General features: G+C 64.1%; 30 protein-coding genes. 17 read left to right on the forward strand and 13 right to left on the reverse strand.

Features of this window, described 5'->3' with window-relative positions; all coding sequences use genetic code 11:
* Positions 1 to 43 precede the first annotated feature (43 nt).
* From phaP to ASD76_RS00220, 5 genes are all read left to right on the forward strand, one after another.
* Positions 44 to 847 carry a TIGR01841 family phasin gene (gene phaP / locus ASD76_RS00200; protein WP_055916811.1) on the forward strand — a complete coding sequence of 268 codons (804 nt, stop codon included), beginning with the start codon at positions 44 to 46 and terminating at the stop codon, positions 845 to 847.
* Between the two features lie 165 nt (positions 848 to 1012).
* Positions 1013 to 1408, forward strand: a complete 396-nt coding sequence (gene clpS, locus ASD76_RS00205; protein WP_082553523.1) for an ATP-dependent Clp protease adapter ClpS — start codon at positions 1013 to 1015, stop codon at positions 1406 to 1408.
* A 106-nt stretch (positions 1409 to 1514) separates the two neighbouring features.
* Positions 1515 to 2765, forward strand: a complete 1251-nt coding sequence (locus ASD76_RS00210) for an LptF/LptG family permease (RefSeq protein WP_055916814.1) — start codon at positions 1515 to 1517, stop codon at positions 2763 to 2765.
* Positions 2755 to 3855 carry an LPS export ABC transporter permease LptG gene (lptG, locus tag ASD76_RS00215; RefSeq protein ID WP_055916817.1) on the forward strand — a complete coding sequence of 367 codons (1101 nt, stop codon included), beginning with the start codon at positions 2755 to 2757 and terminating at the stop codon, positions 3853 to 3855. Before ASD76_RS00210 ends, lptG begins: the two co-directional genes overlap by 11 nt.
* Positions 3856 to 3968: 113 nt before the next feature.
* Positions 3969 to 4229: a hypothetical protein gene (locus ASD76_RS00220; RefSeq protein WP_055916820.1), complete on the forward strand. Its 261-nt coding sequence runs from the start codon at positions 3969 to 3971 to the stop codon at positions 4227 to 4229.
* A 116-nt stretch (positions 4230 to 4345) separates the two neighbouring features.
* Here ASD76_RS00220 and ASD76_RS00225 read toward each other — a convergent pair whose 3' ends face one another.
* The gene (locus ASD76_RS00225) at positions 4346 to 5473 is read right to left on the reverse strand and encodes a fatty acid desaturase family protein (protein WP_055916823.1); all 1128 of its coding nucleotides are present in this window, start codon (positions 5471 to 5473) and stop codon (positions 4346 to 4348) included.
* A 139-nt stretch (positions 5474 to 5612) separates the two neighbouring features.
* On the opposite strand from ASD76_RS00225, the gene ASD76_RS00230 reads away from it, so the two are divergent.
* The 4 genes from ASD76_RS00230 (at position 5613) to ASD76_RS00245 (ending at position 8930) form a co-directional block, all read left to right on the forward strand.
* Positions 5613 to 6770 carry a hypothetical protein gene (locus ASD76_RS00230; protein ID WP_055916825.1) on the forward strand — a complete coding sequence of 386 codons (1158 nt, stop codon included), beginning with the start codon at positions 5613 to 5615 and terminating at the stop codon, positions 6768 to 6770.
* 90 nt (positions 6771 to 6860) lie between these two features.
* Positions 6861 to 7289 (forward strand): response regulator, encoded by a 429-nt coding sequence (locus ASD76_RS00235; protein WP_055916828.1) that lies wholly within the window; start codon positions 6861 to 6863, stop codon positions 7287 to 7289.
* A gap of 466 nt (positions 7290 to 7755) precedes the next feature.
* Positions 7756 to 8550, forward strand: a complete 795-nt coding sequence (locus ASD76_RS00240) for a response regulator (protein ID WP_055916831.1) — start codon at positions 7756 to 7758, stop codon at positions 8548 to 8550.
* A 14-nt stretch (positions 8551 to 8564) separates the two neighbouring features.
* The gene (locus tag ASD76_RS00245) at positions 8565 to 8930 is read left to right on the forward strand and encodes a winged helix-turn-helix domain-containing protein (protein ID WP_055916834.1); all 366 of its coding nucleotides are present in this window, start codon (positions 8565 to 8567) and stop codon (positions 8928 to 8930) included.
* On the opposite strand, the gene ASD76_RS00250 is transcribed toward ASD76_RS00245, so the two are convergent.
* Genes ASD76_RS00250 through ASD76_RS00275 form a run of 6 tightly spaced genes read right to left on the reverse strand, consistent with a single transcriptional unit; the run spans position 8931 to position 13774 of the window.
* Positions 8931 to 9932: an alcohol dehydrogenase catalytic domain-containing protein gene (locus ASD76_RS00250; RefSeq protein WP_055916837.1), complete on the reverse strand. Its 1002-nt coding sequence runs from the start codon at positions 9930 to 9932 to the stop codon at positions 8931 to 8933.
* Position 9933: 1 nt separating this feature from the next.
* The gene (locus ASD76_RS00255; RefSeq protein ID WP_055916840.1) at positions 9934 to 10776 is read right to left on the reverse strand and encodes an SDR family NAD(P)-dependent oxidoreductase; all 843 of its coding nucleotides are present in this window, start codon (positions 10774 to 10776) and stop codon (positions 9934 to 9936) included.
* Between the two features lie 25 nt (positions 10777 to 10801).
* The gene (locus ASD76_RS00260) at positions 10802 to 11341 is read right to left on the reverse strand and encodes a 2,4'-dihydroxyacetophenone dioxygenase family protein (protein ID WP_055916843.1); all 540 of its coding nucleotides are present in this window, start codon (positions 11339 to 11341) and stop codon (positions 10802 to 10804) included.
* Between the two features lie 13 nt (positions 11342 to 11354).
* Positions 11355 to 11900, reverse strand: a complete 546-nt coding sequence (locus ASD76_RS00265) for a 2,4'-dihydroxyacetophenone dioxygenase family protein (protein WP_055916846.1) — start codon at positions 11898 to 11900, stop codon at positions 11355 to 11357.
* 10 nt (positions 11901 to 11910) lie between these two features.
* Positions 11911 to 13173 carry an MFS transporter gene (locus tag ASD76_RS00270; RefSeq protein WP_055916849.1) on the reverse strand — a complete coding sequence of 421 codons (1263 nt, stop codon included), beginning with the start codon at positions 13171 to 13173 and terminating at the stop codon, positions 11911 to 11913.
* A 55-nt stretch (positions 13174 to 13228) separates the two neighbouring features.
* Complete coding sequence (locus ASD76_RS00275; protein ID WP_055922706.1) at positions 13229 to 13774, reverse strand: VOC family protein; 546 nt, start codon at positions 13772 to 13774, stop codon at positions 13229 to 13231.
* Between the two features lie 214 nt (positions 13775 to 13988).
* Here ASD76_RS00275 and ASD76_RS00280 point away from each other — a divergent pair, with 214 nt between their 5' ends.
* The 4 genes from ASD76_RS00280 to ASD76_RS00295 all read left to right on the forward strand — a co-directional run bounded on the left by ASD76_RS00280 (position 13989) and on the right by ASD76_RS00295 (position 16409).
* Positions 13989 to 14744 carry a class II aldolase/adducin family protein gene (locus tag ASD76_RS00280; RefSeq protein ID WP_055916852.1) on the forward strand — a complete coding sequence of 252 codons (756 nt, stop codon included), beginning with the start codon at positions 13989 to 13991 and terminating at the stop codon, positions 14742 to 14744.
* 28 nt (positions 14745 to 14772) lie between these two features.
* Complete coding sequence (locus ASD76_RS00285; RefSeq protein ID WP_055916855.1) at positions 14773 to 15309, forward strand: (2Fe-2S)-binding protein; 537 nt, start codon at positions 14773 to 14775, stop codon at positions 15307 to 15309.
* 15 nt (positions 15310 to 15324) lie between these two features.
* Positions 15325 to 15669 (forward strand): arsenate reductase family protein, encoded by a 345-nt coding sequence (locus tag ASD76_RS00290; RefSeq protein WP_055916858.1) that lies wholly within the window; start codon positions 15325 to 15327, stop codon positions 15667 to 15669.
* A 113-nt stretch (positions 15670 to 15782) separates the two neighbouring features.
* On the forward strand, positions 15783 to 16409 hold the full coding sequence (locus tag ASD76_RS00295) for a class I SAM-dependent methyltransferase (protein WP_055916861.1): 627 nt from the start codon (positions 15783 to 15785) through the stop codon (positions 16407 to 16409).
* A gap of 38 nt (positions 16410 to 16447) precedes the next feature.
* On the opposite strand, the gene ASD76_RS00300 is transcribed toward ASD76_RS00295, so the two are convergent.
* A complete protein-coding gene (locus ASD76_RS00300; RefSeq protein WP_055916863.1) occupies positions 16448 to 17290 on the reverse strand; it encodes a glycerophosphoryl diester phosphodiesterase membrane domain-containing protein in 843 nt (280 codons plus the stop codon).
* Between the two features lie 83 nt (positions 17291 to 17373).
* Between ASD76_RS00300 and lipB the strand changes: the two genes are divergently transcribed.
* Both lipB and ASD76_RS00310 read left to right on the forward strand, forming a co-directional pair.
* Complete coding sequence (gene lipB, locus ASD76_RS00305) at positions 17374 to 18027, forward strand: lipoyl(octanoyl) transferase LipB (protein WP_055916866.1); 654 nt, start codon at positions 17374 to 17376, stop codon at positions 18025 to 18027.
* 2 nt (positions 18028 to 18029) lie between these two features.
* The gene (locus tag ASD76_RS00310; RefSeq protein WP_055916868.1) at positions 18030 to 18359 is read left to right on the forward strand and encodes a hypothetical protein; all 330 of its coding nucleotides are present in this window, start codon (positions 18030 to 18032) and stop codon (positions 18357 to 18359) included.
* Here ASD76_RS00310 and ASD76_RS00315 read toward each other — a convergent pair.
* Positions 18356 to 19234, reverse strand: a complete 879-nt coding sequence (locus ASD76_RS00315; RefSeq protein ID WP_055916871.1) for an HpcH/HpaI aldolase/citrate lyase family protein — start codon at positions 19232 to 19234, stop codon at positions 18356 to 18358. The two genes, ASD76_RS00310 and ASD76_RS00315, sit on opposite strands and share 4 nt — an antisense overlap.
* 73 nt (positions 19235 to 19307) lie before the next feature.
* Here ASD76_RS00315 and ASD76_RS00320 point away from each other — a divergent pair, with 73 nt between their 5' ends.
* Both ASD76_RS00320 and ASD76_RS00325 read left to right on the forward strand, forming a co-directional pair.
* On the forward strand, positions 19308 to 20222 hold the full coding sequence (locus tag ASD76_RS00320; RefSeq protein WP_055916874.1) for a DMT family transporter: 915 nt from the start codon (positions 19308 to 19310) through the stop codon (positions 20220 to 20222).
* Between the two features lie 74 nt (positions 20223 to 20296).
* Positions 20297 to 21520, forward strand: coding sequence for an MFS transporter (locus ASD76_RS00325; RefSeq protein ID WP_200943027.1), 1224 nt, complete (start codon positions 20297 to 20299; stop codon positions 21518 to 21520).
* 16 nt (positions 21521 to 21536) lie between these two features.
* On the opposite strand, the gene nadA is transcribed toward ASD76_RS00325, so the two are convergent.
* From nadA to ASD76_RS00345, 4 genes are all read right to left on the reverse strand, one after another.
* On the reverse strand, positions 21537 to 22526 hold the full coding sequence (gene nadA, locus ASD76_RS00330) for a quinolinate synthase NadA (protein WP_055916877.1): 990 nt from the start codon (positions 22524 to 22526) through the stop codon (positions 21537 to 21539).
* Between the two features lie 46 nt (positions 22527 to 22572).
* Entirely contained in the window at positions 22573 to 23337 is a 765-nt protein-coding gene (locus ASD76_RS00335) for a hypothetical protein (protein WP_235506436.1), read from the reverse strand.
* A 65-nt stretch (positions 23338 to 23402) separates the two neighbouring features.
* Entirely contained in the window at positions 23403 to 24095 is a 693-nt protein-coding gene (locus tag ASD76_RS00340; RefSeq protein WP_082553524.1) for a DUF4230 domain-containing protein, read from the reverse strand.
* Positions 24077 to 24943, reverse strand: a complete 867-nt coding sequence (locus tag ASD76_RS00345) for an MBL fold metallo-hydrolase (protein WP_414826683.1) — start codon at positions 24941 to 24943, stop codon at positions 24077 to 24079. Before ASD76_RS00345 ends, ASD76_RS00340 begins: the two co-directional genes overlap by 19 nt.
* Positions 24944 to 24963 lie beyond the last annotated feature (20 nt).

The following is a 24963-nucleotide window of genomic DNA, read 5'->3' on the forward strand; positions in this document are numbered from 1 at the left end:
AATGCAGCAATCAAATGCCGCACTTGCGTAGCGAGGAAGACGAATGGCCGACTCCCCCGACGAAGCCGCCAAGAGCGCCGAGAAAGCCTATGAGGCTGCGGCTGCCGAGGTGAAGCCCGTCGAAGTGGCGAAAGCCCCGGTTGAGGCGGCTCCCAAGCCAACTCCTGCGCCGGTTGAACTCAAGTCGGTGGAAGCGAAAGAGATCGCGGCCCCGAAGAAACCGACCCCAGCCAAACCGGCTGTGGCGCCGGTGAAGATCAAGAAGACCGCTCCAAAGCGGCTGACAGCAGATGCAAAAGCCAAGGCGGCAAAGCGCGCGGTGCGCGTCGCCAAGGCAGCGGCCGCTCCGGCGCCCGTGAAGGTACTCAAACCGAAACCAACAGTTACGGAATTGAAGGAAAAAATCATGGCGACTGCCAAGACCCCCGACTTTGCCAAGCCGTTCGCCGATGCGTTCGGTGAGATCCAGACCAAGGCCCAGGCTGCTTACGAAAAGAGCGGCGAAGCGGTGGCCGAACTGACCGAATTCACCAAGGGCAACGTCGAGGCGATCGTCGAGAGCTCGAAGATCCTCGCCACCGGTGCCCAGACCCTCGGCAAGACCTACGTGGAAGAAGCCAAGTCGGCTTACGAAACCGCGACCGCCGACGTTAAGGAACTGGCCGCGGTCAAGAGCCCGACCGAACTGTTCCAGCTGCAGAGCAAGATCCTGCGCCGCAACTTCGAAGCGTTCGTGGCCACCGGGTCGAAGAACACCGAAGCGGTGCTCAAGCTTTCCAAGGACTCTTTCGCTCCGCTTTCGGGCCGTGTGAACCTGGCTGCTGAAAAGCTCGCCAAGGTCGCCTGAGCGAACTCTAAGTCGCCGCGCTCTCCTCTCCCCGCGGCGAGACGACGGACCGGGTGACGCCAGTCATCCGGTCCGTTTTACATTCCGCCCCATTCCAGGTCGCCACTTTGGCGAATTTAACGGCGCATCTTGCAGGGTCGCCGCGCGATACGATATTGCAGCCTTATGCACCGGACTCGTCAGACCTTCTCCCTTCAAGGGCCGCCCTTGCGCGAAATCGTGCGCGCCGCCGGCCAGGACGACGATCCGTTCGGGGGCGATGGGGACGGCCAGATCGGCGTCGCCACCCGTACCCGCGCCAAATCGAAGAAGCCCAGCCAGTACAAAGTTCTGATGCTGAACGACGATTACACGCCGATGGAATTCGTCGTCATGGTGCTCAAGCGGTTCTTCCGCATGGACCTGGAACAGGCCACGCGCGTCATGCTCCACGTTCACCAGCGGGGTGTCGGCGTATGCGGCGTCTATCCCTACGAAGTGGCCGAAACCAAAGTCACGCAGGTCATGGATTTCGCCCGCCAGAACCAGCATCCGCTCCAGTGCACGCTGGAAAAGGCCTAGTTGCTTCCTGCGCCTCGGCCGCTGGTCGAAATAACGGGCATGACCTGAGGCGAACGCCGGGCTATAGGCCGCCCCAACTTCCGCCTCATAAGCGATTGCCCCCAGGTTGACTTTCTTCACCGCGATCGACCGATACGTATTCCGGCTGGTGCTCATGCCGATGATCGGCGTGTTCCTGCTCGCCGCGTCGCTGCTCATGCTCGAGAAGATGCTGCGGCTGATGGAATTCGTGTCCAGCGAAGGCGGCCCCGTGCGTGTGGTCTTCAAGATGCTGGTCAATCTGGTTCCCGAATACGCTGGCCTCGCGATTCCGCTGGGGCTCATGCTCGGCATCCTGTTCGCCTTCCGCAAGCTCGCCACGACGAGCGAACTCGACGTGCTTCGCGCCGTGGGCTGGAGCTATACCCGGCTGTTGCGGGTGCCTTACCTGATTACGCTGCTGCTGATGGCCGTCAATTTCGTCATCGTGGGCTATCTGCAGCCGCTGGCTCGCTACAGCTACGCGCAGATGGAATTCGAACTCCGTTCCGGCGCGCTCGGCGCGGCGATCAAGGTGGGAGAGTTCACTGCGATCGAGGATCGCGTGGCGCTGCGGATCGAGGAAAGTCAGGACGACGGACGCCGGCTCATGGGCATCTTCGCTCGCGTTGCCGACGACAAGGGCCAGGTCCTGTCGATCTCGGCACGCGAAGGGCGCTTCCTCGCCAATCGCGAGAACCGCAACACGATCATCTTCCGGCTCGAGGATGGTACGATCATCCAGGACATTCCAGGGAAGTCGCCCCGGGTCCTCAGCTTTACCCAGCACGACTTGCCGATCGACCTCCCGGCCATCGAGCGTTTCCGCGCGCGGGGTGACGAGAACCGGGAGTACCTGCTCCCCGAACTCATGCACATCGGGTGGAGCGATCAATCCACGTCGGTCCAACGGGCAGGCGGGCAAGCGAACTTCAACTACCGCCTGGTCGAAGTCATCATGATGCTGATGCTGCCGCTCATGGCCGTCGCGCTGGCGATTCCGCCCAAGCGCTCGACCTCGGCCCTGGGCGTGTTCGTGTCGATCGTGTTGGTGGTGGCCTATCACAAGGTCAACCAATACGGCGCGTCGGTCGCGGAGCTGGGCAGGGTCAATCCCTTGCTGGCCCTGTGGGGTCCGTTCGTTCTGTTCGGCGGGCTGATCGGGTGGATGTACTATCGTGTCGCCTTCGTGCCCGGTGGCCAAGCCATCGGTGCGCTGGAGGCAGCCTATGCCAAGCTGGCGCGGCGCATCAGGGATCTGCTGAAACGACGCGAACGCCTACGCGAGGCGCGCGAGCAAGCCGCGGCGCTTGGTGAGGAGCCTGCGCGTGCAGTTTGACTTCTTTCCGTCGAAGACCCTGACCTGGTATCTCGGCAAGACCTTCCTCGTTCGCATCCTGGCCGTGCTGATCATGCTCGTCCTGGTGCTGATGATGCTCGACCTGCTCAGCAACACGGCCAAGATCCTCGCCTACCAGGGCAACGGCCAGGCAGAGGTGCTGAAGTACGTCGGCCTGCGCGTCCCGCAGCTGATTGCGCGGTTCCTGCCCTATTCGGTCCTGCTGGCGACGATCCTCACGCTCGCGACCTTCAATCAGAACAGCGAGGTCATCGCCATGAAGGCGGCCGGCCTTTCGGCACACCAGATTCTGGCACCGCTGATCCTGGTGGCGCTGGGCATTGCCGTGATCTCGTTCGGGTTCAACGAGCGGGTGGTGACGCGAGCAAGCGCGACGCTCAAGGCCTGGGAAGCCAACGACTACGGGCCGGTACCGGACGATCCGACTCTGCGGGCCAACATCTACCTGAATGACGGCAACGACGTCCTGCTGGCCTCATCGATAAGCGGCACCGGCAAGGACACGGTCATGCAAGGCGTGTCGTTCTACGAGCGCGACGACTCTGGCATGATCGTGCGGCAACTCCGCGCGCCTGTCGGCAAGTTCGCCGATCCGGGCTGGCGGCTGGAAGGCGTGCGCCAGTTCGATGTTGATACCGCCGAAGCGCGCGATCTTGCCGAACCGGTAGTCGTGGCGCCGGGCATTACGCTCGCTCAGATAGCGCAGCGCAAGGTCGATCCCGATGCCGAGTCGGTCATGGAGCTCAGGCGTTCGATCCAGGCACTCGACAGCGCCGGCCGACGCACGGCAGAGCTAAAGGGCAAATGGTGGCACAAGTTTTCGGGCCCCTTGTCGTCGGTGCTCATGCCCCTGCTGGGCGCCGTGGCCGGATTCGGGCTCGCCCGTTCGGGTCACCTGCTGGCACGTGCCATAATTGGCATGGCGCTGGGGTTCGCGTTCTTCGTGGTCGATAACGCGGCACTGGCCATGGGCAGTTTTGGCGGCTATCCGCCCCTTCTAGCGGCCTGGGCTCCGTTCGTGCTGTTCTTCCTTCTGGGGGAGACGGTGCTGATACGAACGGAAGAATAGAGGGGGCTCTGCCTCACTCGCCGCTTGCGCTGCCACATTTTTGCCATTATTTGAGGCGCCGCTCGCGCGCTGCGAGTTTCTGTGGGGCCTGTCCCCCTCTAGGAGAAACTGAGATGAAGAAGATTGCTCTGGCTGCCTTCTCGGCCACCGCCCTGCTCGCCCTGTCGGCCTGCGGCGACAGCTCGGCCCCGGCTGAAGAAGCCACCACCGAAGCGACCGACGCTGCCGCTGTTGAGCCGGTTGCGACCGACACCGCCGCTGTTGACGCTGCTGCTGCTGAAGCCACCGACGCTGCTGCCGCTGCTACGGACGCTGCTGCTGCCGCGACCGACGCTGCTGCCGCTGCTACTGACGCGGCCGCTGCTGCTAAGTAATTAGCTTTCGCGGGGGCCGGTGGGAAACCCCGGCCTTACGTGAAAAGAGGGGCGCGCAAGCTTGGCTTGCGCGCCCTTTCTTTATGCCTGCAATTGGCGGCCCGTTTTAGCGGAGATCAGGCGGCTTCGGCTCGCTTGGGTGAGCCCCGGTCGCCGCCTCTGACCATGGTGCTGCGGGCGATACGAGCCACCAGCACGAACATGCCCGGATGATTGGCCCCGGCGTAAGTCGAATCCGTGCCGAACCGCTCCTTCAGCCGTCGATGAGCCTCGCCCAGCGAGTGGTACGGTAGGCTCGGCAGCAAGTGGTGCAGCGCGTGGTAGCGCAGTCCCACCGGCGCCCAGAGCACGGCCAGCGGCGAGGGCGGCGGGACGTTGACCGAGTCGAGGTACTGAGCGGTCACGCTCATCGCTTCGCCTTCGTTCTCCCACAAGTGGGCCACGAGCGTGCGCAGCTGGTTGAACACCGCCACGCCGGAAAGCACGATCAGCGCGATCGCCAGCGGCCTCCAGCCAAAGGCAAACACGGTGGCGATCAGCGCGATGGCCCACACAGAGGCGCCAAGTTCCTGCCAGAACACCTGCCGAGCGAACTCGCCTTCGGCAGGGCGACGGCGGAAGTCGGGATTGATCGAGAGTGCAGAGAACTTTTCCCACACGAGCTTGCGCACCGGCGGAATGATCGCACCCAGCGGCACGAGGATTGCCGAGCGGATCAGGAACGCCACCGGCGCCAGCAGGGCGACGAAGATGAACAGCGGCAGCGACCACGGCTTCATCAGCGCCAGCGGTAGATACTCGGGATCTTCCGCCGTGCCGTAGCGGGTGCGTGCGTGGTGCAGCGTGTGGACATTCTCGTACATCAGCGAGGGCGTGAGCAGCGGAATGCCCACGACCAGATTCCACGCCAGGCGGAAGCCCGGTAGCGCGTTGCGGTGAATGTGCGTCAGCTCGTGAATGAACAGCAGCGCGCGATAGAGTGCGAGGATCGAGACAATCCCGGACACGACTGCGAGCGCCGTATTGTCGATCAGGATCGCCCCGGCCAGCGCGGCATAGCCGAGCGCCGCCGAAATCAGCATGTCGGGCCAATAGATATCGGGCCGCGCCGTGCCGATGTCGCGCGTCACTTCTGCCGCGGTGCGCAGCAGTACCATGTCGTCGGCCTTGCCTGTGGTTTTCGCGCGCGCAGAGGGTTGCGCAGGAGCGTCACCGGGGCCGGTCATAGAGTCATGGGCATTCATGCAAGTTATCCAAAAACGGGCGTTCGCCTGGTCATCGCGTAAGCATAAGGCCGCGGTGCGGCTTTCTTCACGGGTCCGGCTTGACAAGCCATCGACACCATACGCAGGGCTAACCTTCCCTGAATGAAGGCCCGAAACCGTGTCATCAGCCGACGTAGTTATTGCGCCCGTTGCGGGCAAGAGCGACTTCAATGCGTTTATCGATCTCAGTTATCGCCTGAATAGCGAAGACCCCCATTGGGTGCCGCCGCTGCGGGCCGAAGTGATCGAATTGCTGACACCGGGCAAGAACCCGTTCCATGAACATGCCAAGGTCCAGCTGTTCCTCGCTCGTCGCGCGGGCAAGGTCGTCGGGCGCATATCTGCACACTACGACGAACTCGCGCTGACGCAGCCCGTGGAGCAGGGCATGGGGCCCGGCACTGGCAACTGGGGCATGTTCGAAGCTGAGGACGAAGCGGTCGCCCACGCCCTGATCGCGCGGGCGGAAGAATGGCTGCGCGAACAGGGCATGACCCGCATCCTCGCACCGATCAGCCTGTCGATCTGGGAAGAACCCGGCCTGCTGGTGCACGGCCACGATCATTCGCCCATGGTCATGATGGGCCACAACCTGCCGCAGTATGAAGGCTGGGTTGAAGGCGCCGGCTACCAGGTGGCCAAGCGCCTGTTGACTTATGATGTGCTGGTCCAGGACGGCTTCCCGCCCCTGATCAACCGCATCGTCGCGCTGGGTGAAAAGAACGCCAGCATCAAGGTGCGCCCGGTCGACAAGAAGCAGATGCAGCGCGAGACGGCGATCATCCTCGACATCCTCAACGACGCCTGGTCGAAGAACTGGGGCTTCGTGCCCTTTACTGAGACCGAGAAGGTCTACGGCGCCAAGAAGCTCGCGCCGATGATCATCGAAGGCACCAACATGATCGCCGAGATCGACGGCGAGCCGGTGGCCTTCATGCTCTCGCTTCCCGATGTGAACGCCAAGCTCAAGACGATGGGCGGCAAGCTGTTCCCGTTCAACTGGGCGAAGCTCCTGTGGTGGCTGCGCAATCCTCAGAGCGAGGGTTTTCGCGTGCCGCTGATGGGCGTGGTCACCAAGCTGCAGAACTCGCGCATGGCCAGCCAGCTGGCTTTCATGATGATCGAGTACATCCGCCGCTATGCCGTGGCCAATCACGGCGTGAAGCGGGCCGAGGTTGGTTGGGTCCTGGAGGATAACCAGGGCATGGTCGCGATCGCCGATGCCATCGGCAGCAAGATGAATCGCGAATACCGGATCTATTCGAAGGACCTGTAGCCCCGGCCCTGCGACGGGACGTGGAACCGTGGTATGGTGCTTGTCGTTAGAAGAGGCGGGCGAGAAAATGTCGGCCCGCCAGGGACAGACATGCGCCGCGGAAAGTCAAAAAAGGTTACCAAGCCCAGGCTGGGTCGAGTGCTGGTGGTCGAGGATGACTCGATCCTGGCTCTCTCGATCGAGACCGCGCTCCTCGATGCGGGGGCGGCGGAAGTCGTCATTTGCCCCAGCATCGCCCTCACCATGGATGCGCTCGAGCAGGGACCTGCCGAGGCCATCGTGCTGGATGTCCACCTGACCGACCGCGACGACGGTTGGGCGATTGCCGAGCTGGTCGATCTAATCGGACCCAAGCCTCCGCGGATCGTGTTCTCGACCGGGGCGCCGCAGGACATTCCCCCCGAGATCGCCGAAATGGGTCCGATCTTTGAGAAGCCTTACGATCCGGCGCGCCTGGTCGAGGTTCTGGTGAGCGACAAAGAAGGCCTGTTCGACCGCCTCCGCAACGTCATTTCGTAGGTCACCCGACACCAACGCAACGTTAGCCCTCTCCCCATGGGAGAGGGTTGGGTGAGGGTGACTGGCGCAATACCCACAGGCCCTCACCCTTCACGCCTGACGGCGCTCCTCCCTCTCCCCGGGGAAGAGGGCCAGTCGCAGAAGAAGGCTGAATTCGGCCCCGCGCGGACCCCATGAAAAAAGGCCTCCGCCGTTTCGGGCGGAGGCCTTTCGGGATCGTATCACCAGCCGCTTGGACGGGAGGGGGGGTCTCGGCGGTGACATCTCCTCAATGAGCAGGCAGGGCGGTAGTTCCCAGCGCCGAAAAATTTTTTCACGCCCGATGCCGCTTGCCTATGGTGCTCCGGAGGGTCATTCTCCGACAGGCGTTAGGCTGTTAATGTGACATCCATTCCCCGGCGGCCATCCCGGAACCAGTGCCGCCGCCGCACGTTTCTACGCACGATGCCTAACGGGAAGGGGTTTTATGTCGATTGGGGCTGAAGTAGCCGCTCATCTTCCATTTCTTCGTCGCTATGCGCGCGCGCTTACGGGCTCGCAGTCGACAGGCGATGCATTTGTCCGCGCCACGTTGGAGGCCGCCTTGGCCGACGACGATCTGGCCGAGTCGCTACGCGCGGGGCGGGTTCCGCTCTACCGTGCTTTCACCAAAGTCTGGTCGAGCGCCTATCTTGAGGTGGCTGACGACAATTCGAACCGTGGCCTTCACGAAAGTGCCGCCCAGGAACAGCTGCGCCGGATCACCCCGGTCAACCGCCAGGCCCTGCTGCTGACCACGGTCGAGGATTTCTCGCCCGGCGAAGCGGCCAGGATCATGGAAATCGGCGAAGACGATGTCGACACACTGGTCCAGGAAGCCGTCGAGGAAATCGAAAGCGAGACTACTACCAGCGTGCTCATCATCGAGGACGAGCCTCTGATCTCGATGCAACTCGAGGATCTCGTTCGCTCGCTCGGGCACGACATCTGCGGCACGGCCGCTACCCGCACGCAGGCCCAGAAGGTCGTTTCGGAAAACACGCCGGGATTGGTGCTGGCTGATATCCAGCTGGCCGATGGTTCATCGGGTCTCGATGCGGTGGACGACATTCTCGCCATCGACAGTGTGCCGGTGATTTTCATCACGGCCTACCCGGAAAGACTGCTTACCGGTGACCGGCCGGAGCCGACTTATCTGATCACTAAGCCGTTCCAGGAAGACACCGTGCGCGCGGCGATCAGTCAGGCGCTATTCTTCGGTTCCAGTCGCCCGCTTTCTTGATAGACAGGCGGGCGATGGCCCGCCTGAAACTCAAGATCCAGCTCTACTGTGGCGATGAGATCGCCATGGGTCCGGGCAAGGCTGACTTGCTCGATGCCATAACTCGCGAGGGTTCGATCTCGGGCGCCGGGCGTGCGCTTGGCATGAGCTATCGTCGTGCCTGGCTCCTGGTCGACACGATGAACCGCTGCTTCCGCTCGCCCCTGGTGGAAACCCACCCGGGAGGCGGACAGGCGGCGGGCGCGAAGCTGACGGAGGAGGGCGAACGCGCTCTTGCCGCCTATCGCTCGCTGTCTGAGCAGGTCGAGGGCGGGGTTCCCGGCACGAGTTTCGAAACGCTCGAAACCTCGATCCGCCGGGCCCCGCTCACGCGCGACTGATCAGGGCGCGATCAGCACCTTGCACTGACCGCTGCGCTGCTTGAGGCTTTCGAAAATCGCGGGCGTGTCGGCCAGCGAGATCGTGTCGGTCACCAAGAGACGCGGCTCGATCGCGCCGCTGGCCAAAGCCTCAAGCGAGGCCTCGTATTCCTGGCGGGTGAAGAAGGCGCTGGTGACGAGGCGCACTTCCTTCGACAGCATGGCGAAGCTGTTGAAGGTGTCGGGGCGGGTGCAAAGGCCGAGCAACAGGATCGTCCCGCGGTTGCGCACCTGGCTCACGGCCTGGTCGATCAGGCCGGGAATACCCACGCATTCGAACACTACGTCGGCCTTGCCGCCGAGCTCACGCTCAGCGCCGCCGATCGGGTCCTGCGGATCGACCACGAATACGTCCGCGCCCATGCCGAGCGCGCGGTCCTGCTGGAACTCGGCGATGTCTTGCACCGCGACCCGCGCGGCGCCCATGCGCTTGGCCCAGAACGCGACCGCCAGGCCGATGGGTCCCCCTCCGACGACGAGGACCTTGTCGCCCGCCTTCATGCCCGACAGGTTCACCCCGTGCAGTGCTACGGCTAGCGGCTCAATGATCGCGCCATCGGCCAGCGAGACGTCGGCCGGCAGCTTCACGCACTGGTTCGGACGAGTGACGGCGAACTCGGCATAGCCGCCGCCCTGGAGGCCGAAGTGCTCGCACCACTGGACCTCGCCCTTGCGGCAATGCGCGCACTGGCCACAGCTCACCAGCGGAATGACCGAGACGAGATCGCCGGTCTTCAATCCCTCGGTGTCGCGCCCGAGGGCTACGACCTCGCCGGCGAATTCGTGGCCCAGCACGTCGCCGTGCTTGCAGCCATAGGCAGCGTCCTCGGTCATATGCAGGTCGGAGCCGCAGATGCCGCAGCGGCCGACTTTGACTACGACTTGCCCGGTGCCGGGCGTTGGGTCGGGGAGGGTCTCAAACGCGAGTGGCGCGTGCAGCGCCTGGAAGGTTACGGCTTTCATCTTAGTCGTTCAGCGGCTTCACCGGTCCTAGTTGCATCCCGCCATCGATCATGACGTGGGCGCCGGTCATGTAGCTGCCCGCGTCGGAGGCGAGCAACAGGGCGAGCGGCTTGATCTGGTAGGTCTCGGCCATGCGGCCGACCGGGACCAGTTCATCCCACGCGGCCTTGGCCGCCGGGTTCTTCTTCACCCAGCCGTCGCCGATGTTGGTCACGAACGGGCCAGGAGCGATGGCGTTCACGCGGATGCCGTAGGCGGCAAGCTCGTAAGCGGCATGGCGCATGAAGTGCTTCACGCCGGCCTTGGCCGCCATGTAGGGCACCCCGACAATCGCCTCGTTGACCTCGGCCGCGTTGGAGCTGGTGATGACGATGCTGCCGCCGCGACGTTCCTTGTTGGCCTTCATCACCCGCGACGCTTCGCGCACGGTGTGGAACACGCCGTTGAGGTTGATGCCGATCGACTTGTACCAACGGTCGGGGTCGTAGACGTCGATCTGGCCATCCGGATTGCGGTTGCCCTCGGGCGTCCAGAAGCCGTTGCCGACGTCGAGCCCGGCGTTCGCGAAGGCGATGTCGCAGCCACCGTAGGCGTGGACATGTTCGTCGAACACCTTGGCGACCTGATCGAGCTTCGACACGTCGCAGACCCCGAACCGGGCCACATAGCCTTCGTTGACCAGCCGCTGCGCCTCGCGCGCGGCGCCTTCGGCGTCGATGTCGGCCAGCGTTACCTTGGCACCGGCTTCGGCCATGCACTCCGCATAAGCGAGGCCGATGCCGCTGGCCGCGCCGGTGACGAGCGCAGAGCGGCCCTTGATGTCGAACTGGTCGAGGGTCTTCATTCGATTTCCTTCGGCGGGATAACGGTCAGAGATACAGCTTCGGGTTGATCGGGATGCCGTTCTCTTTGCAGTAGCTCTCGTAGTGGTTGATCATCCACCACACGTCGGTGGTTTCGATCAGCACGGCGTTCTCGTCATAGAACTCGATCGGGCCTTCCATCCAGCCGAACAGCTTCACGCCATCGGGATGCTCGGTGACGAGCGTATGGCTTTCGCCCGGAACCTCCAGGATCAGACCGCCGGGTGTCGCCACCCAGTCGTACTCAAGGTAGCGCACCGAGCCTTCTAGGACGACCATGGTGATCGTGCCGCGGTGGAAGTGCGTGCCGATCGTGCCCGGCCCCTTCACCCAGAGGATGTTCGAGAACAGGTTGCGACGGACATCGAACGCCAGGTGCTTGATCGACGCGGTTTCGCCGAATGGAACCCAGGGGCTGTCGTCATCGGTCTGCGCGTCGACATAGCGGCCGCCGGGTGAGTACTTCTCCACCAGCGAGCGGTAATTGAACGGAACCTCGACAATCGCCTTCTTAGTCGACGGTGGGGCCTTCATCTCTGTGGCCATGACAGGGTTCCTTCTAGCGGATCAGGCTGTCGAGGTAGTCATCGGCAATGCCCACCTCTTTGTAATGGGCACGGGCATCACGCATGTAGTCGAACACGTCGTAGTGTCCGACGGTTTTGCCCTGCTCGTCCAGCCACATCAGCGGACCGGACACGACGAAGAACACCTTCATCGGATCGGGGTGCGCGTAAGAGACGAGCGTGTGGCTTTCGCCCGGCGTCTCGAAGATAAAGTCGCCCGCGGTCGCGGTCCACTCATGTTCGAGGTAAGCCCACTTGCCGCTGATCGTGTAGGCCCAGATCGGTTTCGGGTGGTAGTGGCGGTTTACGATGCACGGCTTCTTGGCCAGCAGCACGTCGGCCCACATGTTGAGCGTCGGGCTGATCCACACCGGCTTCGAATAGACGTCCTCCACCATCGGCCGCCCAATCGGCACCCACAGGCGCTCGTCACCCTCGGCGATCTTGGCGAAATAGGCCTCGGGCTGGGCGCCGGGGCGCAGGGCGTGCGGGACCGGCGGAGTTCCGGCCCAGGGTTCGGTGGTTGGCGTTTCAGGCATGCGGACCTCCTTACGCGACTGCGGGCGAAAGGCCGCGCCGCGCCACGACAGCCGGCGCGGTTTCCTTGAGCGCCATCGCGACGAAGCCGCTGATCACCGCGAGCACCAGCAACATCCACAGGAAGGTGGAGTTGCCGAACGAGTCGTTGAGCGCACCGGCGATCGGCGGACCGAACACGCCGCCGAGGATCTCGCACGAACCCATCGCCAGGCCGAGCACGGTAGCATGGTGGCGGGCGTCAAAGCTCTCGGACGGAATGGTCGCCATGAAGATCGGGAAGATCCCGTTGACCGCCCAGCCGACCACGAAGATCCCGGCCATGAGATAGGCTGGGCCGTCGAAGTACAAAGCGCCCAGGGGGCCAAGAACCGACAGGAACGGAAGCACCACCATCACCGGCTTGCGGCCGATCAGATCCGACAGTCCCGATACGGCGAAGCTGTAGACGAACGCGGCAATACCGAGCGAGCCCATCAGCCAACTCGCAGTGGTTTCGTCGAAGCCGCGCTCCTGCACCAGGAACAGCGGCATGAAGGCCCAGGTGGTCACGAAGTGCGCGACCATCAGCACGCCCACAACGACGCAGACCCACATGTTGCGGACCTTGATCGCCTCGGGAATGGTCATCGACTTCTCGGCCTCGACCGGCTTCGGCAGAGGCTTGGGCTCTTCGAGCATGAACCAGATTATGACGGCGCTGATGATGCCTGGGATACCGGCAAGGAAGAACGCCTCGCGCCAGCCGAAAGCATGGGCGAAAGCCACTAGCACCACCGGCGCCGCGAAGCTGCCGAGCAGGTTCGAGCCCATGTTTTGGGCCACACCCTGCGCCAGACCGCGGCGCTTGGGATCGACCTCGCTCGCGACCATCGCATGGCTGATCGGCATGACGCCGCCTTCAGCCGCGCCCATCAGCAGTCGTGCGCCGAGGAGCAGGGCGAAGCTCGAAGCCAGGCCGGTCAGGAACGAGCAGAACGAGAAGGCGAGGGTCGCCAGGACCAGCAGGATCTTGCGCTTGCCGATCGAGTCGGACAGCCGGCCGTAGAAGAACGCCGCGATCGCCCAGGAGAAGCTGAGGCCACCGGCGATGATGCCGATCTGCGTTTGCGTCAGGCCAAGCTCGGGCTGCACCGAGGGCATCAGCACGTTGAGCGCCTGCCGATCGAAGAACACGATCCCGAAGTTGAGGCTCAGCAGGAATACCAGCAGGACCTGGTACCCCGCCGAATTGTTCACCCAGTTCCCCGTCTGGGTGGTGGCGCTTGGCTGCATTGCATGTCTCCCGGCCGCCTCTTTGTGCGGCTTTTTGTCGTTCTAGCTTATTCGATCAGAGGAAGCTGCGGATCGGATCGGTCCCATCCCAGCCGAGGCTCGCTTCCCAGAAACGCGTGAAAGTCTGGTCCATCCCCGGGGTCACCGGCAGCAACTCGACAAAGCCGAGCTGCGCCCCGGTTCCGTTATCGAGGTAGATCACTTCGCCGCCCGTCGGCACCGAAGCGCGGAACGCCTCGTGGTAGCCGCGCGATTGGTATTCCAGGCTATCGGCGTCGACGTTGGCACAGGCGATGCCCACGTGATGGAAGCCGAAGCCGCGCAGCTCGATCGTCTCGCGATAGACCGAAGGTTCGTCATCGAGCGGCTGGATCAGCTCGATCAGCATGTGCCCGGCAAAACCCATGGCGATGGTGATGTCGGCGCGCGATTCCTCGCCGCGATAGGTCTGTCCGGGGACGAGGAAGTTCGGCAGCACGAAGAACGGGCCCGCGCGCATGTTGCTGACCCAGTGGTGGATCGCCTGCTTCAGATCGGGGACGATGAATGCCGTTTGCGCGACGCCGCCCATCGGTTGGCCGTAACCAAGCTTACCAGACATCATTCCTCCCGCGGGCTCTCGTACCATCGGAGCGCCAGTCGGCCTCATCGCTCGCCAATCGGCGCGACAAAGTCAATCACGCCGTGCTAGGTTCTGCGAGAAGAGGAGAGGTGCGATGACCACCGCGATGTTGATTGTCATTTTCCTGATGCTGGCCGCCACCTCGGTCTTCGCCGTATGGGCGGGCCTCAAGTTGATCAAAGGCAAGTAAGCCATGGCTACGCAGCTCAGGCGCAATTCGGATTGCAGCGAAGCGGAATGGACCGCGCGGCAGGAACTCGCCGCCTGCTATCGCATCTTCGACATGTTCGGCTGGTCCGAGTCGATCTACAACCACATCACCGTTCGGGTGCCGGGCGAAGAGACCTTCCTCATCAATCCCTATGGCCTGTTGTGGTCGGAAGTCACCGCCTCCAACCTGGTCAAGATCGACAGTGACGGGAACAAGCTCTGTTCCAGCCCCTATCCGGTCAACAAGGCTGGCTTCACCCAGCACGCCTGCTTCCACAAGAACATCGATTGGGCGCACGCCATCGTCCACACGCACACGCCAGACACGATGGCTGTCTGCTCCAGCGAAGAAGGACTGACGCCGACCAACTTCTATGCCTGCTTCTTCGAAGGCGCGGTCGGCTATCATGATTTCGAGGGCATCACCGTCCGCGCAGAGGAAGGCGTGCGCCTGCTCGAGAACCTGGGCGACAATCGCGTGCTGATGCTCCGCAACCACGGCCCTGTGGTGCTCGGGGCGACGCTCTACGAGATGTTCCTCAACTATTACATGCTGCAGCGGGCGTGCGAGATCCAGGTCAAGACTTGCGCGCTCGGCAAGCCGATCCGCGTGTCGCCCGAAGTCGTCGCGGTGCACCAGCGCGATCGCGACCAGGTCGCGCTCAAGGACTTCGGCAAGGCCGACTTCGAGGCCTGGACTAGGAAGCTCGACACCATCGACCGGAGCTGGCGCGAGTGAGCTTAGATTGCTTCGCTAGAGGGCAGGCATGACCGATCTTACCGTCAACGACCGCCCGGTCCGCTTCAGCATGGACCCGCAGACCCCGCTGCTCTGGGCCCTGCGTGATGCCGCGAACCTGACCGGAACCAAGTACGGTTGTGGCGTGGGTGATTGCGGCGCTTGCATGGTCCTGATCGACGGTGCGGCGCTGCGGAGCTGCCTTGTCACTCTCGCCGAGTGCGAGGGGCGTGTGGTCAAGACGATCGAAGGCTTGTCACGCGACCGTTCGCACCCGGTGCAGCAAGCGCTAGTGGCTGAACAGGCGATCCAGTGCGGGTTCTGCACGCCGGGTATCGTCATGGCCGCTGCGGCGCTGCTCTCCACCAATGCCGATCCATCGGAAGAGCAGATCAAGCAGGCGATCACCAACTTGTGCCGCTGCGGTGTCTATCCTCGTCTAGTGCGCGCAATCCAGAGGGCAGGGCGGGTCACCCGTCGGGCCGAACGCATCAGCGCCGCGCCGGCGCCGGGCATCGACGCCCAGGATGCGGCCGCTGCCGTGCCGGCCATGCGCGCGGATTAATCGAAGGAGCAAGTTTTGAAGGCGACGATCTGGCACAACCCGAACTGCGGTACCTCGCGCAAGGTCCTGGCGCGGCTGCAGGAGCACGGCGATCTCGAGCTGACGGTCGTGGAATACCTGAAGCATCCACCGAGCCGCGAAAAGCTCGCGCAACTCTATCGCGATGCGGGCATGGCGCCGAGCGAAGGCCTGCGCCGGCGCGGCACCGATGCCGACGAGCGCGGGCTCCCCTCAGCGAGTCCCGACACCGTGCTCGATGCGATGGTGGCAGAGCCTGCATTGATCGAGCGTCCGCTGGTGGAAACCGAGAAGGGCGTGAGGCTGTGCCGCCCCGCGGAACGGGTCGAAGAGATCCTCTAGGTAATGGTGCGGCTTGCATTGGGCCGGCTAATTTGCCAGTCCCCGGAACACATGAGCGTGCTCAATCAACGAATGACCGCGCTTGGCGCAATGAAAGGGGCGCGTTCCTACTCATGAATGGCAGCGAGTTAGCCGAGGAGCGTCGCTCCGGGCTCCGGCAGCGTGTTAAGCAGGCGCTGGGGCCGGCGGGCGTGTTCTTCCAGGGGTTCCTTGAACACCCGCGCATGGTGGGCTCGATCATTCCATCGTCGAGGTCGACCATCGACAAGATGCTCGAACCGGTGAAGTGGGACGAATGCAAGCTGTTCGTCGAGTACGGACCCGGCGTAGGCACGTTCTGCCAGCCGGTGCTCGACCGGCTCCCGCGCGACGGCGAGCTGCTGGTGATCGACACCAACCCGCTGTTCATCGACTATTTGAAGAAGACCATCCGCGACAGCCGCTTCCATGCGGTGCTCGGCTCGGCCGAAGATGTCGAGGACATCGTCCGCTCGCTTGGACACGAACACGCCGACTATGTGCTGTCGGGCCTGCCATTCTCGACACTGCCCGATGGAGTCGGCCCCTCGATTGCGGCCGCTACTTATCGCGTGGTTCGGACGGGCGGCGCGTTCCTGACCTATCAGTTCAGCACCGTGGCGCGCGACTTGACCGCCCGCCATTTCGAGCGGGTGGACACCGGCTTCACCTGGCTCAACATCCCGCCGTGCCTGCTAGCCTGGGGCTGGAAGGCCGCTTGAGGGACTTCCCCCTCCTCTGGTGAGGAGGGGGCTCCAGCCTATTCGAAGGTTTCGCTGACGGCCTCGGTGCTCGGACCGGCCAGCTGTTTGTGCGTGGCCGCCAGGACGGCGAGGAACAGTACCGCCACCACCATATTGAAGAAGCCGTCGATCACGCCGTTGGCGATCTGACCGGCGGTTTCGCCGCCAACGGCCGCGAACAGGGCGACGAAGAGGCCCACCACTATTGAGATCACTGCCGCGACGACGAACAGCAGGACATAGAAGAAGAACAGCCGCACGCTGTTGCCCTTGGTCAGGCGCCACGATCGTTGCAGGGCTGCAATCGGATTGAACACCCGCTCGATCGCGATCACTGGCGCAACCAGCGAGAATTTCGTCATCAGGTAGCAAAGGGCCACGAAGGCCACGAGGCCAAGCAGGACTCCGATGGCTACGTTGGTGCTCGCTCCCACCATGATCGGAATGAACATCAGGAGCATCAGCGCAAAGCCCATCAGGAGCTGCGCGAGAATATAGGGGATCAGGCACTTGGCGCCGATCACCAGCGCTTCGCCCACGGTGGGCCGGCGCTTGTCGGTCAGCAGCGTCAGCAGGCCAAGCATGCCGATGCCTTGGAGAATGGCCGATCCGAGGATCAACCATTTAACCTGGTCGAATGTCGCAGCCATCTGCTCGAGCGCCGCGTCGAATGCCTGAGAGGGGTCGGCCGGCTGGGCCATTCCGCCAGCGCCCATCGCAGCGGCGTAGTCCGGCATCAGCAGGACGAGTGTCAGGTAGGGCAGGAAGAAGAACACCGCGGCCACGATCAGCACCACGTCGCGATTGGCGCGCAACAGCGCCATTGCGTCGTTCCATGCCCGCCCCATGTCGAATTCCATGTATCTTCCCTCTCCGAAAACCGAACTAGCCCTTGATAAGCCGGATTCGAGGCGCCAGCAAACTACGTGAAATGCCTGATGAAATGAGAACGGTCCTGGAAGGCGGGGTGGAATGGCGACAGAGTCACTCCCTGGTCCCCTATCGCGAGGCGCTGGCCGCGCAGGAAGCGCGCAACTCGGCCATCGCCGCGGGCGAGGCGCCGGAGCTTGTCTGGCTGCTCGAACATCCTCCGGTCTACACCGCCGGGACCAGCGCCCCTGCCGGTGAATTGCTCGATGCGCGCTTCGAGGTGGTCGCGACTGGAAGGGGCGGGCGCTACACTTACCACGGCCCTGGACAGCGCGTGGGCTATGTCCTGCTCGACCTGAGCCGCCGCGGGCGCGACGTTCGGCATTTCGTGCACTCGCTGGAAGAGTGGGTGATTGCGACGCTGGGAGACTTCGGTGTGGAGGCCTGGGCCGTGCCCGACCGCATCGGCATCTGGACGCGCGACGTGGACGGCTCCGAAGCCAAGATCGGCGCGATCGGCGTGCGGGTGCGCAAGTGGGTGACGATGCACGGGTTCTCGGTGAACCTCGATCCTGACTTGTCGCACTTTTCGGGCATCGTGCCCTGCGGCATCGCTGAATTCGGCGTCACCAGCCTTGCCCGGCTCGGCCTTGCGGTTACGCCCGAGGAATGGGATGGGGCCTTGCGCGCCCGCGCTCACTTCATGACGGCACTCGAAACGGACTGAGAATGACAGACAAGCGCCTGATCTCTGCTCTCGCGGCTCTTACGCTGCTCTCTGGCTGTGGTGGAGCGAAGACCTCGACGGACGACGACAGCCGGTCGGCTTCGGGCGAGGTGCTCGAAGGCACGGCCAGCGATGCCATGCTGCCGGTCGATCAGGTTCGCTCGCAGGCTCCGTTTGCGCCGCCAGAGCGGACCGGTGGAGCGGCGGGCACCGACGCTGCCCAACCGGGCGAAGAGACGCCCGCGCTTGAAGGCGCCACCGAAGCCGCGCCGGTCGGCGCGGAGACCCCGGCTGCCGCTGCGCCTGCACCGGCTCCTGCCGCGACGAACTAACTCAGCCGTTCAAGCAGCCGCCGCGCCTGTTCGAGGTGCGGCTGGTCGATCATCCGTCCCTCTAGTTGCAGCGCTCCCGCGCCGGGATTGGCGCTGAAGGCGTGCACGATTGCGCGCGCTTCGGCGATCTCGGCATCGCCCGGAGTGAAAGCGGCGTTGATGACTTCCACCTGGCTCGGGTGGATCGCGAGCATTCCGGCGAAACCGTCGGCGTAGGACTCGGTCGCGATCCGGGTCAGTCCTTCCAGGTCGCGGAATTCGGCGTGAAGCGTGTCGATCGCCAGGATGCCGCGCGCATGGGCGGTGAGCAGGACTTGCGCGCGCACATGCCGAAAGGTGTCGGTCCAGTTGCCCAGCGCGTCCCGCTTGCGGCTGGCACCGAGCGCTGCGGAGAGGTCCTCGGCGCCCCAGGTCAGCCCGACCAGGCGGGGCAGCTGGGCGTTGGCGTAAGTGGGTATCGAGAGAGCAGCTGCCGGCGTTTCGCTGACCAGGGGCAGGATCCGCGTCGAGCCCGGCGTTACGCCGTTGCGCTGTTCCGCCTGCTGCAGCTCGGCGGCAAGCGCCTGGAGCTGCTCGGGGCCCGAAGCCTTGGGCACCATGATCCCCTGTGGCCGGCCCGGCATGATCGCGGCAAGGTCTTCGCGCCACAGCGGGGTGTCGAGCGGGTTGATCCGCACCCAGCGGGCCGAGCCACCCGGCGGTGCGCGCAGCCCATCGTCGAGCCAATTGCGCACCATCATCCGCGCCATCGGCTTGGCAGGCGGCGCAACGGCGTCCTCCAGGTCGGCGATGCAGATGTCTGCCCCATAGCTCGCCACTTTGCCGAGCTTGGTTTCGCTGTCCCCCGGTACGAACAGCCATGACCGCATTGCCATCGTAGCGTCCTTTGAATGCCCACTGTGCAGGTTATCTATAGCCAAGCCGGCAGGCCGCGCTAGACGGGCGCCGATGGAAGCTACCGCCGTCCCCCATCATCGCACGCCCTGGCTGCCGCTTGCCGCGCTGCTGCTGGGCAACGCGGCGCTGGCGATGGGTCCTTGGTTCGTGCGCCTGGCGGATAGTGGACCGGTCTCGGCGGGTTTCTGGCGCGTGTTCCTGGCGCTGCCGTTCCTGGCCCTGTTCGCGCGGCTCAACAGGCAGCCCCTTACCGGCATTCCGCGCAAGACCATGCTGCTGGTGCTTGCCGGCGGCGTGCTGTTCGGCCTCGACATAGCGAGCTGGCACATCGGCATCGGCTTCACCCGCCTCGCCAACGCGGCTCTGTTCGGTAATGCAGGCAGCCTGATCCTGATGGTCTGGGGCTTCATCGCCTGGCGACGCCTGCCGGCGGGCCGTGAATGGCTCGCGCTGGGCGCAGCGCTTGGAGGCGCGGCGATCCTGATGGGCCGCTCGTTCGAGATTTCACCGCAGACCTTGCTGGGGGACCTGTTCTGCCTGCTCGCCGGTATCCTCTACGCGGGGTACCTGCTGATCCTGCAGAGCGCGCGCAAAGGGCTCGGAAGTTGGAGCCTTCTGACCTGGTCATGCTGTGCCAGCGCGCCAGTGCTGCTGGCAATCGCACTGGCTTTGGGTGAGCCGGTCTGGCCGACTAACTGGTGGCCGCTGATCGGACTGTTCATCTCCAGCCAGCTGATCGGGCAAGGGCTGCTGGTCTATTCGCTGCGCCACTTCTCGCCGCTGGTGATCGGCATCGCCTTGCTGTGCCAGCCGGTGGTCGCGGCCTTCGCGGGATGGGTCAGCTTCGGTGAGGTGCTGACACCGCTCGATTTCCTGGGCGTGGCGCTGGTGGGATCGGCACTGGTGATGGCGAAAGTGGCTGGGGAATCGACGCAGCCCGAACCCACTGATAGAACTGCCGTCTAAGGGAGAAGTCGGGATCGAGGAATTCGAACCCTGGCATTGGCAATAGCCAAGTCGAAATCGGGGGGGGGGGGAACATGCACGACATCACAGCCAAGAGCTGGGACACCAGCTACGAGTGGAAGATCATCCTGGTCCTCAGCCTGACCTTTGGTCTGGTCGGTCTGGACCGCTTCATCCTGCCGGTCCTGTTTCCGGCCTTCATGGACGAACTCGGTCTCACTTATCAGGACCTTGGCAACCTGGTCGGAATCCTCGCCGTGTTCTGGGGCATATCGGCCTTTGCCATGGGCTTCCTGTCGGACCGAGTGGGGCGCCGCAAGGTGCTGATTCCGGCGGTGATCGTGTTCTCGTTGATGTCGACGTTCTCGGGCATGGTTGGTGGTCTCGTGAGCCTGCTGCTGATCCGCGCCGTGATGGGGCTGGCCGAAGGGCCGGTCGCCTCGATCGGTGTCGCCGTAGCGGTCGAAGCCTCTCACCCCAAGCGGCGCGGTATGAACAACGGCATCTTTCAATGCATGATTTCGCTGTTCGGCAACGCCATCGGCCCGATCATCGCCACCCAGATGCTGCTGGTGACCGACTGGCGCACCGTGTTCCTGCTGGTCGGCCTCCCGGGCCTGCTGATGGCCGCGGCGATGTTCTTCCTGGTTCGCGAACCGGCGCTGCCACCGGCAGGAAGTACGCCGGTGGCGCGCCCGGGCTTCGCCGACCTGTTCGGACATCGCAACGTGCCGCTGGCGATGCTCACCCTGGTCTGCGCCATGGGCGGGGTATTCGTGATGGGGGCGATGATGCCCAACTACCTGACCGACTATCTGCATCTCTCGCTGCAGGACATGGGCGTGGTCGTCTCGGCCATCGGCTTCGGGGGTTGCATCGGCCAATTTGCCATGCCCACCATTTCGGACTTCATCGGCCGCAAGCTGGCGACGCTGCTGTCGTACCTGCTGGCGGCGGTGTTCACCTATCTCTTCACCCAGGTCGGAGCGGACAGCTTGAGCACCCTGTTCTGGCTGCTGTTCTTCGCGGCGCTGTTCAACTTTTCCGCGCTGGCCATCCTGGCCGGGCCGGTCGCTGCGGAGGCAGCACCCATCGGTATGGTGGCCTCGGTGGCTGGTCTGGTCATTGGCGCGGGCGAGGTATTTGGCGGCGGGGTAGCGCCGATCATTGCCGGTCGGATCGCGGGTTCAAGCGGTATCGAACACGTGTTTACGTTCACGATCGCCAGTCTGATCGTGGGGTTCGTAGTGGCGCTGTTCCTGAAGGAAACCGCGCCGCGCAAGACCGGAGCGGTCTAAGGGACCGACGAGGGGGCTAGTCGATCCGCCCCAGATCGCCGAGCCCAATTGTTCCGCTCGCCATGCCCAACATCCGGTCGAGGCTCTTCTTCGCCGCCAGGCGCAGCCCTTCCTCGATCTCGATGCGCGGCTGCAGGTCGCGCAGGGCGATGTAGAGCTTCTCCATCGTGTTGAGCGCCATGTACGGGCAGATGTTGCAGTTGCAGTTGCCGTCCGCCCCCGGCGCGCCGACGAAGGTCTTGTCGGGTATCGCCTTCTCCATCTGGTGGATGATGTGCGGTTCGGTGGCAACGATCAGCGTGTCTGCCGTCATCGTCTTGGCATAGCCGAGGATGCCACTGGTCGAGCCGACGTAGTCGGCATGGTCGATGATGTGCGGCGGGCATTCGGGGTGCGCTGCGATCGGCGCATCCGGGTACTGTTCCTTCAGCTTGAGCAGTTCGCGCTCGCTGAATGCCTCGTGCACGATGCACACGCCGGGCCACAGCAGCATGTCGCGGCCGAACTTGCGGTTGAGATAACCGCCCAGGTGCCGGTCGGGGCCGAAGATGATCTTCTGCTCCTTGGGGATCTGGCTGATGATCGTTTCCGCGCTGGAGCTGGTGACGATCACGTCGCTCAGGGCTTTCACCTCGGTCGAGCAGTTGATGTAGGTCAGCGCGATATGATCGGGGTGCGCCTCGCGGAAGGCTTTGAACTTCTCCGGCGGGCACGAGTCTTCAAGGCTGCAGCCGGCTTCCATGTCGGGCAGGACCACGATCTTGTCGGGGCTGAGGATCTTGGCGGTGTCGGCCATGAACTTGACCCCGCAGAACGCGATCACGTCTGCATCGGTGTCGGCCGCCTTGCGGCTCAGCTCGAGCGAGTCGCCGACGAAATCGGCGAGGTCCTGCAACTCGGGCCGCTGGTAGTAATGCGCCAGGATTACGGCGTTGCGCTCCTTGCGGAGGCGTTCGATTTCGGCGCGCAAGTCGGCGCCGGTCGGGAGCTTGGTCTGGATGCTCATGATGCGGCCGAAATAGGCACCGAGGCCGGCCGCGGCAATAGCGTGTTCAAGGAGTTGCGAACGCCGCCATGGGCCGTTCGGCGCCTGGCGTTCCGGCCAGGTACCATTCGGTGATGGAGTAGCCCGCCGGACTGTAGGCGATGAGGTCGGCAATGACTTGCAGAACGACCGAAACGCCGATGCCCCAGAACCACGCTGGATGGACGCGTCCGTAGCGCAGGATGTCGGCGATGATGCCCGCTCCGACGAACAGGACGAGGGGGACGAAGATCGAGGTGTACCAGGCGAAGGGGATGAACAATGGCATCGGCAGCAGCCGGCCAATGCCTGGTCCGCACAGCAGCGCCATGCCGCAGAACATCAGCCGTCGGTGCCAGCTGGTATTGCGCCGCAGGGATATGGCCCAGGCGGTCAGGCCGGCAAATCCGAACAACTGCAGCGGATTGCTTATCAGGAACTGGTTCTGGTCGAAGAACGGCGGGCCTCCACGCGACTGCATCGAATGGCGCATCACCAGCAGGCCCATGGCGACAACGAGCGGAACCCAGGCCGCTGCGAGCCACCCGACGCGGCGGTGGAGAGCGATGTTGCCGCCGAAGATCAGCGTGTTCTGCAGCAGGTACAGGCCGAGCCAGGTCAGCATCACCACGCCGTGGGCGTGAACTACCAGAGGCGAGGACAGGCTCGAACGACCGAGCAGGAAATTGAGCGAGAAGCCGGCAAGGATGGTGGCCACCATGAGGCAGGCCATGATGAAGAAGAACCGCGCTTCGCCACGCTCCGCACCGCGTGCAAAGGGAACACTAGCCATCGACCGAACTCCCCGTCCGGCGACCCGGTGGGAGGAATATCAGCGCAATACCTTGCGGGCAACTATCAGCGGGCCGGTAGCGCCTCTCCGTCGAAGCGGACATTGACGGTCACCTCGCCATAGCCTGCCACTTCGAGCGGGATGGCGAGGTTCTGGCGGATTGCGTCCTTCGCGGCCGAGCGGGCGAGGCCCATTAGGACCGGGTTTGCCGCCTGCTCCATCGCTTGCTGTTCGGCGAGGCGGGTGTTCTGGCGGGTGAGGTTGTCCTGCGCGTCGCGGCTGATCCACAGCCCCTCGCGAAGGTATTGCGCGCGACCCTCGTCGAGGTTGGGGCGGCCGACCGTGAGCGCGGGGAGTTGGACATCCATCGTCTTGGTCTCGGCATTCCAGCGCATCCGGTCGCGGCCCATCTTGGACAGGTCGAGCGTGTAGTCGACACGGGCCGGGATGACCGCGACCTGACGGCTCTGGATCGTGCCGAACAGGCGGCTGTCCCGGCTTGCCACGACCGGGGATAGTTGGGCCGAGAACACCGTCAGCCGGTTCTGCCGTTCGAACGCTACCAGGCTGGTCGCGATCGGATCGCCGAGGTTCCTCGGTCCGTAGGCGAGCCAGGCGAACCACAGTGCACCCGCCAGCGCGAGGATGAACAGCAGCCAGGGCACAGCCTGAATCCGGGCGAGCGGCTTATCCCGATGCAGTCCGTGCTGCATCCGGTCGCTCGATGTCTCGCGCTTGATCAGGTGCTGACTGTCCATCTCTCTCCCGAACGCGCAACGCTGCCCCGCTGTTCCAGATCGAGCAGGTGCGCGCGGACCGATTGACCGGCGGCGGGCCACAATCTCGTGTCCACGCCTTTGTACATCACTGGCACCAGTTCGGCTATTTCCTTGGGCCCCTGTTGCAGCAGCCGCAGGATCTGCCGTTCGCGCTGGCGCCGATGGCCGAGCATCCCGCGCACAAGCTGGCGGGGCCGCGTCACGGCCGGGCCGTGCGCCGGGTAGTAGATCCGATCGTGTCGTCCGTAGAGGCGATCGAGGCTGGTCAAATAGTCGGCCATGTCGCCGTCGGGTGGAGCGACGACCGTGGTCGACCAGCCCATGACATGGTCTCCGGTAAACAGCGCCTTGGTTTCTTCGAGCGCGAAACACAGGTGGTTGGAAGTGTGACCGGGCGTGGCGACGGCGGTGAGGGTCCAGTCGGGTCCGGACAGGCTTTCGCAGTCTGCGAGAACCCGGTCCGGGCGATAGTCGGTGTCGAAAGGGACGTCGGCCCGCGGCTCGTCGCTTTCCAGGACGAGCGGCGCGCAGCCGATGATGGGAGCCCTCCGGCTGGCGGCGAGCGGCGCGGCGGCAGGCGAATGGTCACGGTGGGTATGGGTGCAGCAGATCGCGAGCACCTCGGCGTCGCCGATCGCGGCTTCGAGTGCTGCGAGGTGTTCGGGCACGTCCGGTCCCGGATCGATGACCGCGACACCACCGCTGTCGCCGACGAGATAGGTTTGGGTCCCGGTGTAAGTGAACGGAGAGCCATTGGGCGCAAGCACGCGGCGTACCAGCGGCTCGAGCTGTTCGCATTGCCCGGTGGGCCAGGGTCTGGGGGGCATCGCCATATTACCGCCTTGGC

Source organism: Altererythrobacter sp. Root672, from assembly GCF_001427865.1.
Lineage (GTDB): Bacteria > Pseudomonadota > Alphaproteobacteria > Sphingomonadales > Sphingomonadaceae > Croceibacterium_A.

Excerpts from the sequence above, each read along its gene's own strand:
- phaP (WP_055916811.1), top strand. The coding sequence starts at position 44 with ATGGCCGACTCCCCCGACGAAGCCGCCAAGAGCGCCGAGAAAGCCTAT.
- clpS (WP_082553523.1), top strand. The coding sequence starts at position 1,013 with ATGCACCGGACTCGTCAGACCTTCTCCCTTCAAGGGCCGCCCTTGCGC.
- ASD76_RS00220 (WP_055916820.1), top strand. The coding sequence starts at position 3,969 with ATGAAGAAGATTGCTCTGGCTGCCTTCTCGGCCACCGCCCTGCTCGCC.
- ASD76_RS00225 (WP_055916823.1), bottom strand. The coding sequence starts at position 5,473 with ATGAATGCCCATGACTCTATGACCGGCCCCGGTGACGCTCCTGCGCAA.
- ASD76_RS00235 (WP_055916828.1), top strand. The coding sequence starts at position 6,861 with ATGCGCCGCGGAAAGTCAAAAAAGGTTACCAAGCCCAGGCTGGGTCGA.
- ASD76_RS00240 (WP_055916831.1), top strand. The coding sequence starts at position 7,756 with ATGTCGATTGGGGCTGAAGTAGCCGCTCATCTTCCATTTCTTCGTCGC.
- ASD76_RS00245 (WP_055916834.1), top strand. The coding sequence starts at position 8,565 with ATGGCCCGCCTGAAACTCAAGATCCAGCTCTACTGTGGCGATGAGATC.
- ASD76_RS00250 (WP_055916837.1), bottom strand. The coding sequence starts at position 9,932 with ATGAAAGCCGTAACCTTCCAGGCGCTGCACGCGCCACTCGCGTTTGAG.
- ASD76_RS00255 (WP_055916840.1), bottom strand. The coding sequence starts at position 10,776 with ATGAAGACCCTCGACCAGTTCGACATCAAGGGCCGCTCTGCGCTCGTC.
- ASD76_RS00260 (WP_055916843.1), bottom strand. The coding sequence starts at position 11,341 with ATGGCCACAGAGATGAAGGCCCCACCGTCGACTAAGAAGGCGATTGTC.
- ASD76_RS00265 (WP_055916846.1), bottom strand. The coding sequence starts at position 11,900 with ATGCCTGAAACGCCAACCACCGAACCCTGGGCCGGAACTCCGCCGGTC.
- ASD76_RS00270 (WP_055916849.1), bottom strand. The coding sequence starts at position 13,173 with ATGCAGCCAAGCGCCACCACCCAGACGGGGAACTGGGTGAACAATTCG.
- ASD76_RS00275 (WP_055922706.1), bottom strand. The coding sequence starts at position 13,774 with ATGTCTGGTAAGCTTGGTTACGGCCAACCGATGGGCGGCGTCGCGCAA.
- ASD76_RS00280 (WP_055916852.1), top strand. The coding sequence starts at position 13,989 with ATGGCTACGCAGCTCAGGCGCAATTCGGATTGCAGCGAAGCGGAATGG.
- ASD76_RS00285 (WP_055916855.1), top strand. The coding sequence starts at position 14,773 with ATGACCGATCTTACCGTCAACGACCGCCCGGTCCGCTTCAGCATGGAC.
- ASD76_RS00295 (WP_055916861.1), top strand. The coding sequence starts at position 15,783 with ATGAATGGCAGCGAGTTAGCCGAGGAGCGTCGCTCCGGGCTCCGGCAG.
- ASD76_RS00300 (WP_055916863.1), bottom strand. The coding sequence starts at position 17,290 with ATGGAATTCGACATGGGGCGGGCATGGAACGACGCAATGGCGCTGTTG.
- lipB (WP_055916866.1), top strand. The coding sequence starts at position 17,374 with ATGAGAACGGTCCTGGAAGGCGGGGTGGAATGGCGACAGAGTCACTCC.
- ASD76_RS00310 (WP_055916868.1), top strand. The coding sequence starts at position 18,030 with ATGACAGACAAGCGCCTGATCTCTGCTCTCGCGGCTCTTACGCTGCTC.
- ASD76_RS00315 (WP_055916871.1), bottom strand. The coding sequence starts at position 19,234 with ATGGCAATGCGGTCATGGCTGTTCGTACCGGGGGACAGCGAAACCAAG.
- ASD76_RS00320 (WP_055916874.1), top strand. The coding sequence starts at position 19,308 with ATGGAAGCTACCGCCGTCCCCCATCATCGCACGCCCTGGCTGCCGCTT.
- ASD76_RS00325 (WP_200943027.1), top strand. The coding sequence starts at position 20,297 with ATGCACGACATCACAGCCAAGAGCTGGGACACCAGCTACGAGTGGAAG.
- nadA (WP_055916877.1), bottom strand. The coding sequence starts at position 22,526 with ATGAGCATCCAGACCAAGCTCCCGACCGGCGCCGACTTGCGCGCCGAA.
- ASD76_RS00335 (WP_235506436.1), bottom strand. The coding sequence starts at position 23,337 with ATGGCTAGTGTTCCCTTTGCACGCGGTGCGGAGCGTGGCGAAGCGCGG.
- ASD76_RS00340 (WP_082553524.1), bottom strand. The coding sequence starts at position 24,095 with ATGGACAGTCAGCACCTGATCAAGCGCGAGACATCGAGCGACCGGATG.
- ASD76_RS00345 (WP_414826683.1), bottom strand. The coding sequence starts at position 24,943 with ATGCCCCCCAGACCCTGGCCCACCGGGCAATGCGAACAGCTCGAGCCG.